Source organism: Blautia sp. DFI.6.71 (genome assembly GCF_020593585.1).
Classification (GTDB): Bacteria; Bacillota; Clostridia; order Lachnospirales; family Lachnospiraceae; genus Blautia_A; species Blautia_A wexlerae.
In genome coordinates this window covers 102,085-114,872 of the sequence record NZ_JAJDMJ010000003.1, presented here as the reverse complement: position 1 = coordinate 114,872, position 12,788 = coordinate 102,085, and the positions used below count along the sequence as shown (strand labels likewise).

Genomic DNA, 12,788 nt, shown 5'->3' with positions numbered 1-12,788 from the left:
AAACGATTGCTACATATTCGGAAATTTCTGTGCATACACTGTAAAAACAGCGTCTTCGGAGGCTTATCCGTGAAAGATTATATCGAGGAGCGGGCAGTGGAAATTGCAAATTATATTATTGATACAAAGGCAACGGTGCGTCAGGCGGCGAAGAAATTCGGGATTAGTAAGAGCACTGTACATATGGAAGTAACAATATAGAACGGTTCGTTTGGGTAATAGAATAAGAAAAACCAAGGAGGAACGAACCATGAAGGATTTGAAAACAAGAATTACGGAGAATGGCATTGATTATGTACTTGTCGGGGATTATTATATCCCAGACTTGAAGCTGCCGGAGGAAAAGCGATCTATCGGTAAGTGGGGACGAATGCACAGGGAGTATCTGAAAAAGCAGTGCTACGGTAGATATTCCAGTTTACTGCTGACCGGAAAACTTTGGAGCTATCTGGAGGATTTGGACGAACAAGCGGAGGAACGGTTTACGTGTATTGTTGATCAGATGAAAGCGGCTGAGGGAGTGACGGAGGAATTGAAGCGGAAAGATGCTATGCTTTGGGTACAACGGTGTAATAATATTAGAAACAGAGCAGAAGAAATTGTACTGAACGAAATGGTTTATATTTAGTATGGAGCAGTCAGCCGAAAGGCTGGCTGTTTTTCTTTTCCTAGCGACAGAAAATGATTGACAATGTTATAAGACTGTGGTAGTCTGAAAACAAGAACAGACTACTGTAGTCTTATAGGAGGCGAAACAAGTGACAGAGGAAAATATCAAACTTTTTGATTCGGAATTAAAGGTAATGGATGTTCTGTGGAAGGATGGTGACGTGCCAGCGAAATATGTTGCAGATACTTTAAACAGAGAAGTCGGCTGGAATAAAAACACAACGTATACATTGATTAAGCGGTGTATCAATAAAGGCGCGATTGAACGAACGGAACCGGGATTTATGTGCCATGCGCTTATAGCAAAAGAACAGGTACAGGATCTGGAAACAGATGAACTTATTGATAAGATATATGATGGATCTGTTGACAAGTTGTTTGCGGCACTTCTTGGCAGAAAAAAACTTTCTATGGAGCAGATTAAGAACCTGAAGCAGATCGTCAGTGAATTGGAATGAGGTGATGTATATGAGCCTGCTGCAAATGAGTTTTCTGGGAACGGTTATTATTTTACTTATTGTGGTATTAAGGACTGTGCTTATCAACAGATTACCGAAGAAAACATTTTTGATTTTATGGTGGATTGCATTAATACGGTTATTAGTTCCATTTTCCATAAAATCAGTCACAAGTATTTATTCTCTGTTGCAGAGTATTTATTCTGATATAAACCCAGTGAGAACGGCGCAAACGACAACATTTTTACCCATTCATGGGAATATGCCTGAGATAGCAAATGGATTATCAGAGGCTATGGTACAGAGAACAGAATCCATTTCGATTTTGAGTGTAATATGGCTGGCAGGTCTGTTACTTTGTTTTGGATTTTTTGCGGTTTCCTATATAAAATGTTATCGGGAATTTCGATTTTCGCTGCCTGTTGAAAATGATATTTTGGAAGCATGGAAGGAAAAACATCCACTAAAAAGGAGTCTATCCATCCGGCAGACAGAAACCATAGCTGCACCACTTTCTTATGGTGTGATTCGCCCAGTTATTTTAATGCCGAAAAATACAGAATGGAAAAATATTTATCAGCTTCGTTATGTGTTGGAACATGAATATGTGCATATCAGACGGCTTGATATGCTTACAAAGCTGATAATGATTGCTGCAGTATGCATTCATTGGTTTAATCCTCTTGTGTGGGTAATGTATATTCTTTTTAACAGAGATTTGGAATTATCCTGTGACGAAACCGTAGTCCGTAGATTTGGAATGGATATAAAGTCGGTATATGCAACTGCTTTAATATCTATGGAAGAAAAAAAGAGCGGACTGACACCATTATGTAACAGTTTCAGTAAAAATGCGATTGAAGAGAGGATAAGAGCAATTATGAAGATAAAGAAGACATCTAAGTTTGCAGTAATTATAAGTGCAGTATTGGTAATTTGCGTGACAGGTGGATTTGCAACTTCCGCATCATCCTTGGAGAAAAAGACAGAGACAGCGCAAGAAAACGGTGAAACAACAGTTGCTTTAAACGAAGTGAATATCCGGGAAGATGAATCACTTTCAAGTTCGGATGTGGAATGGTGGACAGCAGAAGAGTATGCGAAATGGCTGGACGAGGAAAAAGAAGTTCTGCAGTCTATGATTGGTGAAAAAGCTTATACAGGCGGCGACGGATGGTTTGTATGGACACAGGAAAAGGTAGATGAGACGATTGCACTTTATGAGGATAATCTTCAAAAAATAAAAGATGGGATGAAGTTGTCGAAATCATCTGATGATGCAGTGGGAATTACAATGGCATATTCTCCGGAAAATATAGAATATGCGAAGCAGGAAGCAGAAACGGTCACCGAAAATAAAGACAGTAATGAAAATGTATTCAGCGAAGAACAGCTTTCTGAATATGCAAAAGCGGGAATAACTTACCAGAAAGAAACAGGATTTCTGATGTATGATGGAAAGACCATTGGATATTTCCGGGATGAGTTTAAGCCGGGTACTTATACAATAAGTTCCAAACGTGGAGGTACGCTTCGAGTTGAAGTGCAAAGGGAAAACTATGGCACCATCACAGACGTAAAGGCAGAACCGTTATCAGATGATTTTTGGTCAGAACCGGCAGTATTGGTTGAAAGTTCCGGCGGAGAAGCTGTAACTGCAGATGAAATGAAAGGATCTGTTTTTGAAGAAGGAGGAAGTGAGAACATAGCGGCTGATGACATGGGCGAATATAGCAGTGAAGAGGGAAAAGGTCTTAATATTGCTGTTCCACAGGAGTATGCTGATTATGGAGTATCTTGTGATGCTCAAGGAAACTGGGTTTATAATGGTAAGATTATAGCAGATTTATATGATGAGGGAAGGGGAATCTTTTCTAACAGCAACGGAACTATGTACATTGAAGTAACGAGAGACAAAAGTGGAAAGATCAGCAGCTTTCAAAAAGTAAGCAAAAATAGAATGCAGGAATTATTTACTGAATTTAATCCGGAAGCGGAAACATTTGATGGATATACTTCAGAGGCGAAACATTAAGTTAGTATTAAATGAAACGAGGACGATTAGGTGGGAAAAATATTGCTGGTATCATTCGAGGGAGCTGAGGAAGATTTGGTAAATTCTGTTATTTCTGTGTTAGATTCCGGCAGAGAGAAATTTCTTTTTCAGGAAATACAATTTCAATCGAAAATATGGCATAAGGGTATAGCGATTGATTTGAAACGGAGAGAAGTCGTTCGTGATAATAGAAAAATAGAATTAACTTACACCGAGTTTGAAATCCTGCAGTTATTAGCACAAAATCCAGGAAGAGTATTTAGTAAAGAACAGATTTATGATATAGTCTGGAAAGAATCCTATTTTGGCGATTACAATATAGTAATGAGCCATATCAGTCATATTCGTGAGAAAATAGAAGATGATCCGGGTAACCCGGTATATATTCAAACCGTCTGGGGTGTAGGATACAAGTTCAATGAGAAGGCAGGCAGCGAGTAAATTCGCTGCCTTTCCTTTACAGGGATGGATTCAGATTTTGCTGAGTTTTAAGATAATATTGCTCTGCTGATACAACCAGTCTGTGAATTCTGTCGGACTGGTTGCTCCTGCCTTTACAGCTTTCTTACGCTGCAGAGCTTCTTTCTTAAAAAGGTCAAACGCATTTTTCATTTCTTCCAGGCGTTCAATCGGAAAATTAGCAGTTTTTTGGGACTTATTGATTTTATTACGCCAATTCTGGCATTCATTTTTATAAAGCAGATCATAGTTATTTTCTCTGGCTCGTTCATCAAACTCCCTTTTGTTTTGAAGTGCCTGTGCTTTACGGCACTTATCACTGCACAGTTCATAACGCTGGCTTTTTGCCAGAAAATATTTTCCACAGACTTTGCACTGACGGAAACAAAGGCCCCAGTCATTCAGTCGATTCAAGTAATAAGTGATAAGCGGATAAAAAGAGCTATAGGCAGCTACGCATTCTGTTCTGCGCCTATTATCCGGAAACCAAAGTTCAAGTCGAGTGATTTCAGCAGGAGTGTTGCGGAAATAAAGACTGCCAGTATGAAAACGTTCTGGTTTTCCGGTATCAGAATTAAAATTCATGACATTTTCTGTTTGGAATGCCTGAGTCAAAATTTGGATTTTTTCTATAAAACGATCACAGGCAGTATTACGGTCACGATATTCCCTTGTAACAAGATATTCATTCCAAATACGGAATGTAGCATACATTCTCACCGGATCACCGGTGAGATATTTTTTTGCCAGAAAATCACCAGCAGTCTGTTCCAGTGCAGGCTGTTTCCAACGGTTAGTGTGCAATGCATCACGTAGGGGAGCAAGTCCATATATATTCCAGTTCTTTTCTTTATCATATTCAAAATCTATCAGAAAACGTCCTAGAGGACGTGTTATATCATATATGACATCGTTATCTTTATTTCCGTCCAGTCGAAAACGGATTTGCTGTTCCGTTCCGATTAAAATTCGCTCCTTCATTTTGTCTCTATCCAATGCCAGAACGAAGAGGATGTGGTCGTAGCAAGGTTCTTGCCTTATAAATTGATAAGCCATTTCTATTTGCTCCTGTTTTGTATGGTAATTTTAAAAAATATAATATTAGTTACATTTATGGTATCGCGAAAGTATTGAAAAGTCAAGATGAGATTGATAAGATACGATTGAATGGTAATTTCGTACTATGCAGTGTACTTTGACAACTTTATGACCGTCTAACCTAAGATAAACCGCCATGACCTTCGATAAAAGAAGTGAGCGCATCCGAATGGATGACGTGTTGTATGCCTTGACAGCAGTATGACTCAGGAAACAGGAAAGAGAAAACGGCAATGAGAAGCTAAAAAAATGAGATCAAAAATGGAGGAACAACATGAGTGAAAATAAGAGATTAAACAATTATGATGAACTGCCTCTTGTACTGGATGTGGCTGATATTCAGCGGATTATGGGGATTTCCAGAGTAACGGCTTATGAACTGGTTCATACACCCGGTTTTCCGGCATTTCGAAGCGGCAGATTAATTAAGGTTAGTAAAATTGCTTTTTTCGAATGGATGGCAAAGGGGAATGGAAGGGTGCCGGAGAATAGTAACTAAATCTGGAGCAGAGCGGAGAGCGAAGTCTTTTGTGCAGGTTAAGGGCGGCAGCCATTGCCCAGTGAGTTGATGCGTGCGTCTACTCGTACTGGGTATTACCTGACGCAAATTCACGCAGGTTTGCAGCTTCGCTGCCTTATTTAATTTGGAAAAACGTGAAAAAGGAGGGCAAGAAAATTATTGAAAGCAACAAGACACAATGGACGCTCCGGGAAAAATGGCACTTATAATCCCAGGCATAATGATCGCCGTTTCGACTTGGAAAACAGTGAACATATTGATGCTGGAAGAGTCAGAGAAAATATTTACTGGGACTGTTACCGTGGCTATACCACAATGCAGAACAGGGAAGAAGATTCTCAGGATATCAGTTTTGAGAAAATTGAATGTACTTTTTATCAGGAACATTATGGAAAATATATAGAAGCGCAGAATGAAAGAAATGCAAGAACCCGTCATACAGAGCGTAACCGATCTGTGGAAGATTTACTAAAGAACAATAAAACCTGTCCAGAGGAAACTATTTTTCAAATAGGAACAGTAGAAGAATCTGTTTCCTATGAAATATTACTTGCGGTCGTACAGGACTTTACAAAGCAGTTCACAAATCGGTTCGGTTCTCATGTCCATATTCTGGACTGGGCACTGCATTTGGACGAAGGAACGCCGCACATTCATGAACGTCATGTTTTTGATTGTGAGAATAAGTACGGGGAAATCTGTCCCCAGCAGGAAAAAGCACTGGAAGAATTAGGGATTGCACTTCCAAAACCGGATAAACCTAAAGGCCGCAATAATAATCGAAAGCAGACTTTTGATGCTATTTGCCGGACAATGCTTTTTGATATAACTCGAAAATACGGGTTGCATCTGGAAGAAGAACCGTCTTATGGAGGGCGAGATTATCTTGAAAAGCAGGATTATATCCTGTTTAAGCAAAAGGAACAGATGAAAAACCAGACAGAAATACTGGATACACTTACTTTGAAAATTGAAGAAGTAGAAGCTTTGATCGATGAAGTTTCAGATATTGCTTACGACAAAGCTGTGGAGGTTGTGACGGATGAGGTCAGAGTGGAAACCCATAAAGAAGACATTCGTCTGGTAGAACAGTCAAAGGCGTGGGTGCTTTCCCCTGAGCGCAAGGCTTCCCAAAAAGAAAGAACTTATGCTGTAAGTCGATTGGACGGAGTAATTACCAAAATTACAAAAGCTATGCAGACAGCAGTTAAAACAATCCAGACCACGCTGATAAAACCGGAAGTCAAAAAGGTGAATACCGAACAGATTAAGAAAAAAGCCAGAAGTTCCATTCTGGATAGGCTGGCAAAAGCAAAAATTACTGCGGAACAGGAGAACCGAGAGCGATGGGAACACGAAGGAAGAACTAAATTGGGAAGGAACGATATGGAGTTGTGATGTAAAGAAAAGAGGAAAAGGATGAATATATTTGAAGCAGTTAAACAGTCTGTGACTACCCGGCAGGCTGCAGAAAGCTATGGAATACGGGTAAACAAGAATGGAATGGCGGTCTGTCCATTTCACCGTGACAAGAATCCAAGCATGAAAGTGGACAGGCGTTTTCATTGTTTCGGATGTCAGGCAGATGGGGATGTGATTGATTTTACGGCACACTTGTACAATTTAAAACCAAAAGAGGCGGCAGAGAAATTGGCAAGAGATTTTTCTATACATTATGAGAACATGGGGCACAGCCCGCCACAGAGAAAACAAATCAAACGACAGCTAACACAGGAACAGAGGTATCTGCAGGCAGAAAATAGATATTTCCGTGCACTGGCAGATTACCTGCATTTGTTGAAACAGTGGAAAGAAGAGTGTGCTCCGAAACAGGTGGAAGATGTCTGGCATCCGCTGTTTATGGAGGCATTGGAAAAAATATCAGAAACAGAGTACCTGTTGGATACATTATTATCAGGCACATTAGAAGAACGAGTTGCCGTAGTGGTGGCTCATGGGAAGGAGGTGACAGCAATTGAACAGAGAATTTCAGACTTTATCACCACAGACACGACAGGAATTGTGCGAAGTGATGGATATAATGGAAGCGGAGTTGACAGTAGAGGAAATCAGAGAACAACTGGAAATGACACAGAAGGGTGCTGTGAAAAACAATCGGCATAACTGTAAACTAATTTTAGAACATGATCCTCTGTTAAAAGGTGTATTCCGGTATAATATTTTGACTGAGCAGACAGACCTTGTAAAACCTGTGTGGTGGGAACGGATAAGCCCGGCATTCACAGATATGGATTTGAACTATATTATGCTTTATCTGGAAGAAACGTATGGTTTGACGATGGATAAGGTTGTGCAGAAAAGTATTGTCCATCAGGCAGATCGGAACAAATATCATCCTGTCCGGAATTATCTGAATAGTCTGCAATGGGATGGACAGGAGCGTATCCGCTATGTGCTGCATCATTTCTTGGGCGCACCTGTGGATGAGTTGACCTATGAAAGTATGAAAATATTTTTGCTGGGAGCTATTGCCCGTGCGTTCCGCCCTGGAATTAAGTTTGAATATATGCTCTGTCTGGTCGGTGGTCAGGGCGTAGGAAAATCTACATTTTTTCGATTCATGGCAGTAAAGGATGACTGGTTCACCGATGACATCGGCAAACTGGATTCGGAAAAAGTTTATTGTCAGCTTCGTGGTCATTGGATGATTGAAATGTCTGAAATGGTCGCAACGGCACGCTCTAAGAGTATTGAGGAAACAAAGAGCTTTCTGAGCAGGCAGAAAGAGACTTATCGGGATTCTTATGCAGTATATGCTCTTGATCGTCCGAGGCAATGTGTATTTGGAGGAACATCCAATATAAAGCGATTCCTGCCTTTTGACCGTACCGGAAATCGAAGATTCGTTCCGGTTCAGACGAACCGGGCAGAGATGGAGGTTCATATCCTCGAAAATGAGAAGGAATCCAGGCAGTATATTGATCAGGTGTGGGCGGAAGCAATGATGTTGTACCGTAATGGGAATTTTAAATTGGCGTTTTCAAAGGAAACAGAAGCACAGCTTGATAAATTGCGGCAGGAGTTCATGGCGGATGATACGGAAGCCGGAATGATACAGGCATGGCTGGATGAACATGAGGATAGGAAAGTCTGTTCATTGATGCTGTTTAAGGAGGCACTGGACAATCCTTATATAAAGCCGAAGAAGGCGGAGACAGACCGCATCTGTGAAATCATGAATACAAGCATTGTGGGTTGGAAACAGGGTACGATGACAAGGTTCAAGGATTACGGTACACAGCGTTCGTGGGTATGTGTAAACGAAAACTGTAAACGAGACACAAAAGACTTAAAAAATGAAAATGACTGGTACCCGGTTACTGAGGAGGAAGCCCGGCAGATGGAGTTACCCTTCCGGTAAAACGCCAGTCAGGTTTACGGTAGTTGGCGTGTTGTTTACGCTTTTATCTATGGTTATTGCTTTGACTTGTAGAATTTGTAAACAATAAACAGATATATAAGAGTAATTTGGTATTGAGGAAAGAAAACTGAAAAAACAAAAAGAATTAGATTTTTTGGAGTTTGTTTACAGCGGTGGTTTACAACAGGGATGCCCCTTTGACCGGCATCTATTTAAGTTGAACAGGAATAGCATTTGGCAGGACTATTTCAAAAAACATTTTCATAGTTATGGACAAAGACATACGGGAGGAGGTGGAAATTCCGCTATGAAAAAGAGAAAACTTAATTATCGATTCCATAATCCAAACACAGCGGAAGTGACCGCCGACTATCTGTTAAAGATATTGATTGAAGCAAATGCAAGTAAGGTGGAACAGGCAATACAAGAAGCAGCGGATGAGCTTCCCAATGAACCAAAACATGATGGAGGGTATCCTGCGTAGCGCGTGGGATGCCTTTTATTTTTTTGCTATTGCTTGTGTTCTGTCTAAAAATCAGTTAAAATTAGTTCTAGAAAGTCATAGATTAGTCATAGAATTTAGTCATAGAAAATTTTGAAAGGCGGAAGAATATGATATATACGGATAGCCAATTAAAAGAAAAGATTGTTCGCATGATAGAATCCTTTGAAAATGAAGTTGTAGAATTTAAAGAAGCACGCACAAATTATTCATTCAATGACATTGGCAAATATTTTTCTGCACTTAGCAATGAAGCAAATCTTCGGGGATTACAGGAGGCGTGGCTGATTTTCGGAATTTCGGATGATAAACGATATGTAGGAACGGAATTTCGGAAACAGGGAAGTCTGCAAAGCTTGAAAAAGGAAATCGTAAATGGAACTAATGAACGATTGACATTTTTGGAGATATACGAATTGACAATGGAAAAATGTCGAGTGATAGCATTTCAAATTCCTCCAGCTATTAGAGGGATTCCGACAACATGGCAAGGGGCAGCGTATGCCAGAGAGCATGAATCTGTATCGCCGCTTCCGATGAATAAAGTAGATCTACTTAGAAATCAGATAGGAATGGATTGGTCAAAAGAAATTGTAGAAGATGCTACCATAGAAGATTTGGATGAAGAAGCGATTAAAAGAGCAAGAGAACTTTTCTCAAAACGTCAGAGTGATCGAAAAAAAGCACAGGAAGTTTTAAAGAAACTGTCTGATATTGAGGTTTTAAATAAAGCTGGTATTACAATAAAAGGAAAAATAACCAGAACGGCGTTATTGTTATTAGGAAAAAGTGAGGCTAAATATTTCTTTGATGGCTTTATTCCTAGAATTACCTGGACACTTTATAATGCAGATAATTCGGTAAAAGCTTATGAACATTTTGATATACCGATGTTAATGGCAGTGGATAAGGTATATTCCAGGATCAGAAATGTAAAGTATCGCTATATTGCCGGACAGCAGACTTTGTTTCCGGATGAAGTAGATCAATATGAACCAGAGCTGATCAAAGAGATTATTAATAACTGTATTGCTCATCAGGACTATCGCTTGCGTGGAAAAATCAACGTAGAGGAATTTGAGGACAGACTGGTATTTATCAATGAGGGGGCTTTTATACCAGAAACTATTGAACAAGCACTGGAACCGGGATATAAACCACCGTATTATCGAAATGTGTTTTTGTGTAACGCAATGGTAAATCTGTATATGATTGATACAAATTCAATGGGAATACCAATGATGTATCAGATACAGCGTGATAAATGCTTCCCATTGCCGACATATGATTTGAACACAATTAATAGAGTTACAGTGACTGTGTACGGAAAGATATTGGATAAGAATTATACTCAGCTTTTATATTCCAATGAAGATTTAGATATGAGAACTGTATTTTTGTTGGATAAAGTTCAGAAACAGGAAGTAGTTTCTAAAGAAAGCTTTAAGGATTTGAAGAAAAAAGGTCTTGTGGAAGGACGTTATCCTAATGTTTTTGTATCTTTCAAGGTGGCAGATATTGTCGGACAGAAAGCTGCTTATGTTCGAAATAAAGGGTTAGATGATGATATTTGCAAGCAGTTAATTATAAAAGCACTTCAGTCAATGGGAGAAGCCAGCAAAAGAGATTTAATGGAAGTACTGGAAAAAGCATTGCCAGAAGTACTTAGCGATGAACAGAAATCGAAGAAGGTTTCTAATTTGTTACAGGCAATGAAAAAGGATGGAATTGTTGTTACAACAGGAACTAATAGGTATGCAAAGTGGTACTTGATAAAAAAATGATTGATTTACAAAAATGCGAGGGGGATGAAAAATGAAATATATTACACAAGATTGGACATCTACTAAGGATGGATATTTATTTTTGTTCAAAGACTACAAGAAATGTTGTTTCATTATTCAGATGATATTGTTAAAGCGCCTGTTCATAATACACAAACATTATTAGAAGAATATGTTGATACTGAAAAAGATGTGGTGAAAGGGAGTATTAAGCAATATCAATTAGATATAATTGCAAAAGAGATTAAGTCGAGTTTAATGACAGACGTTATTGTTCGAGAGTTGTATAAATATGAAGTTATTGAAGAGATGGCAAAATTTTTAGATAAAGATCAAAGAACAGCGGTACATTATATATTCAATAAGATACCAAAGAAAAAGTACTATGAAATATGTTGTAAATACTTGAAAGAAAATTTGTCGGAATCAAACCGTAAAACAGAAATTGAAAAAGGACTTCGTGCTTGGCTTGCTTTTTTGCTATGGCATGGATATTCATCGGAATATATATATAGATTCCTGAGAAATATATTTGAGGAAAGTATAAATGATCCAGAAAAAAAAGCACAGATTTTTTTGAATAGGTTTGATTTTGAAATTGGTAAATACAAAGTGTACTTTGTTTTTTATGAAAAATTAAAGCCATATCAAAAGTTGTTAAATGAAAGATTGCATATTTCGTTTGAAGATGATGGTTGCTTTAAACAGATTAAAAGAAAGCAAAAGTCCTTTATAGGGGTTATGGAAACAAAGGCATATGATAATTATTCAGCAATGAAACGAGCGTATTCTGCATTAGAAATTTTTTTGAGATATTTAGAAGTTTTTTTGAATGATAATATCAGTGTAATAGGTAAAAACGGATTGGTAATTCGACAAGATACCCAAGAGGGAATAATTCTTCCCGTAAAAGCGTTTGGGTATAAAAGTATCAAGCCTGAGCCACGAGAAAATTTTAAAACTGAAATAGATACAATTGTTTTGGGATGCCAAGAAAAAGGAAAGGAAACTTATTCTCAGCTTAATAAGATTGTTGATTTGCATAATGCGGCATTAAATCAACAAGACTTAAATGATGCATTTCTTAATTTGTGGTCAGCGTTGGAGGTTGCAAGTGTTACAGATAGTTCAAAATCCAAAATTGAAAGCGTTACTGATAATATAGTTTCCATTCTACAAAATGACTATTTCGAATGCATATTTTCTAATATACTTGACGATTTGAAAAATAATTTAGGTAATCGAAAAGTAAGTTTGTTGCTTAAAGATATAACAGAATTCGATAAAGAGATTTGTAAAATCGCAGGCTTTATATTTCTTGAAAAATATGAGAAATATCGAGAAGATTATTTTGCGAATGAGCTTAAGTATTATCCCAATATACGTTATAAAATATATAACTTATATGAGCAAAGAGAAAATCGCGAAAAATTATGGCATCTTTCCGAAAAGTATTGTCAAAGAATTGAATGGCATCTTTATCGCTTATATAGGCTTAGAAATGCTATTGTTCATGCAGGGGAAAGCCATAAACGAATACAAATGTTAGGAGAACATTTGCATATCTATGTGGATCGTGTAATTCTTGAGTTGATGGTTAAATTAGCAAAAGATAAATGCCTTGGGACGATACAAGATGTTTTTACAGATACATATTTGTTATTGAATAAAAAGAAAAAAAATTTAAAAGAACCAGGTAATGTTGATGAACAATCCATTATGCTATTGTTAGAAAATTTTTTTATCGAAGAGTAATGCATATAAGGAATATTCTGAAGAAAGGGTATTCCTTATTTTGCTATTTACAATTATATTTTAGATGGTACAATAAAGTTGTAACAGAACGACTTAAATATAACA

The 12,788-nt window shown here is 38.0% G+C and carries 12 protein-coding genes and 1 pseudogene; 12 read left to right on the top strand and 1 reads right to left on the bottom strand.

The features are described from left to right. Window positions 1-69 precede the first annotated feature (69 nt). The 5 genes and pseudogenes from LJE12_RS03220 to LJE12_RS03200 form a co-directional block, all read left to right on the top strand. Window positions 70-195: pseudogene (locus LJE12_RS03220) on the top strand (sporulation transcriptional regulator SpoIIID); the annotation flags it as partial. Between the two features lie 55 nt (window positions 196-250). Beyond that, window positions 251-628, top strand: a complete 378-nt coding sequence (locus LJE12_RS03215; protein ID WP_008707145.1) for a TnpV protein — start codon at window positions 251-253, stop codon at window positions 626-628. Window positions 629-758: 130 nt separating this feature from the next. After that, window positions 759-1,127 carry a BlaI/MecI/CopY family transcriptional regulator gene (locus LJE12_RS03210; protein WP_008707144.1) on the top strand — a complete coding sequence of 123 codons (369 nt, stop codon included), beginning with the start codon at window positions 759-761 and terminating at the stop codon, window positions 1,125-1,127. A gap of 4 nt (window positions 1,128-1,131) precedes the next feature. Further along, a complete protein-coding gene (locus tag LJE12_RS03205) occupies window positions 1,132-3,162 on the top strand; it encodes a M56 family metallopeptidase (protein ID WP_331466060.1) in 2,031 nt (676 codons plus the stop codon). 30 nt (window positions 3,163-3,192) lie between these two features. After that, entirely contained in the window at window positions 3,193-3,624 is a 432-nt protein-coding gene (locus LJE12_RS03200; protein WP_020993285.1) for a winged helix-turn-helix domain-containing protein, read from the top strand. Window positions 3,625-3,654: 30 nt separating this feature from the next. On the opposite strand, the gene LJE12_RS03195 is transcribed toward LJE12_RS03200, so the two are convergent. Further along, window positions 3,655-4,698 carry a DUF6076 domain-containing protein gene (locus tag LJE12_RS03195; RefSeq protein ID WP_025577902.1) on the bottom strand — a complete coding sequence of 348 codons (1,044 nt, stop codon included), beginning with the start codon at window positions 4,696-4,698 and terminating at the stop codon, window positions 3,655-3,657. A gap of 316 nt (window positions 4,699-5,014) precedes the next feature. Here LJE12_RS03195 and LJE12_RS03190 point away from each other — a divergent pair, with 316 nt between their 5' ends. The 7 genes from LJE12_RS03190 (at window position 5,015) to LJE12_RS03160 (ending at window position 12,683) form a co-directional block, all read left to right on the top strand. Next, window positions 5,015-5,239: a helix-turn-helix domain-containing protein gene (locus LJE12_RS03190; protein ID WP_008707138.1), complete on the top strand. Its 225-nt coding sequence runs from the start codon at window positions 5,015-5,017 to the stop codon at window positions 5,237-5,239. A 180-nt stretch (window positions 5,240-5,419) separates the two neighbouring features. Then, entirely contained in the window at window positions 5,420-6,658 is a 1,239-nt protein-coding gene (locus tag LJE12_RS03185; protein WP_008707136.1) for a hypothetical protein, read from the top strand. Between the two features lie 21 nt (window positions 6,659-6,679). After that, the gene (locus LJE12_RS03180; protein WP_022388632.1) at window positions 6,680-7,384 is read left to right on the top strand and encodes a CHC2 zinc finger domain-containing protein; all 705 of its coding nucleotides are present in this window, start codon (window positions 6,680-6,682) and stop codon (window positions 7,382-7,384) included. Continuing rightward, entirely contained in the window at window positions 7,293-8,642 is a 1,350-nt protein-coding gene (locus tag LJE12_RS03175) for a virulence-associated E family protein (RefSeq protein WP_227226691.1), read from the top strand. The genes LJE12_RS03180 and LJE12_RS03175 overlap by 92 nt, the downstream gene beginning before the upstream one ends. Before the next feature lie 307 nt (window positions 8,643-8,949). Continuing rightward, window positions 8,950-9,126, top strand: coding sequence for a hypothetical protein (locus LJE12_RS03170; protein WP_022388873.1), 177 nt, complete (start codon window positions 8,950-8,952; stop codon window positions 9,124-9,126). Between the two features lie 128 nt (window positions 9,127-9,254). Then, window positions 9,255-10,928, top strand: a complete 1,674-nt coding sequence (locus tag LJE12_RS03165; RefSeq protein ID WP_022388874.1) for an RNA-binding domain-containing protein — start codon at window positions 9,255-9,257, stop codon at window positions 10,926-10,928. Between the two features lie 102 nt (window positions 10,929-11,030). After that, window positions 11,031-12,683 (top strand): hypothetical protein, encoded by a 1,653-nt coding sequence (locus tag LJE12_RS03160; RefSeq protein WP_227226681.1) that lies wholly within the window; start codon window positions 11,031-11,033, stop codon window positions 12,681-12,683. Window positions 12,684-12,788 lie beyond the last annotated feature (105 nt).

Bases quoted from the DNA above. Each gene is read 5' to 3' on its own strand.
- LJE12_RS03215 (WP_008707145.1), top strand. From the start codon at position 251: ATGAAGGATTTGAAAACAAGAATTACGGAGAATGGCATTGATTATGTA.
- LJE12_RS03205 (WP_331466060.1), top strand. From the start codon at position 1,132: ATGTATATGAGCCTGCTGCAAATGAGTTTTCTGGGAACGGTTATTATT.
- LJE12_RS03195 (WP_025577902.1), bottom strand. From the start codon at position 4,698: ATGGCTTATCAATTTATAAGGCAAGAACCTTGCTACGACCACATCCTC.
- LJE12_RS03190 (WP_008707138.1), top strand. From the start codon at position 5,015: ATGAGTGAAAATAAGAGATTAAACAATTATGATGAACTGCCTCTTGTA.
- LJE12_RS03180 (WP_022388632.1), top strand. From the start codon at position 6,680: ATGAATATATTTGAAGCAGTTAAACAGTCTGTGACTACCCGGCAGGCT.
- LJE12_RS03175 (WP_227226691.1), top strand. From the start codon at position 7,293: ATGGATATAATGGAAGCGGAGTTGACAGTAGAGGAAATCAGAGAACAA.
- LJE12_RS03170 (WP_022388873.1), top strand. From the start codon at position 8,950: ATGAAAAAGAGAAAACTTAATTATCGATTCCATAATCCAAACACAGCG.
- LJE12_RS03165 (WP_022388874.1), top strand. From the start codon at position 9,255: ATGATATATACGGATAGCCAATTAAAAGAAAAGATTGTTCGCATGATA.
- LJE12_RS03160 (WP_227226681.1), top strand. From the start codon at position 11,031: ATGTTGTTTCATTATTCAGATGATATTGTTAAAGCGCCTGTTCATAAT.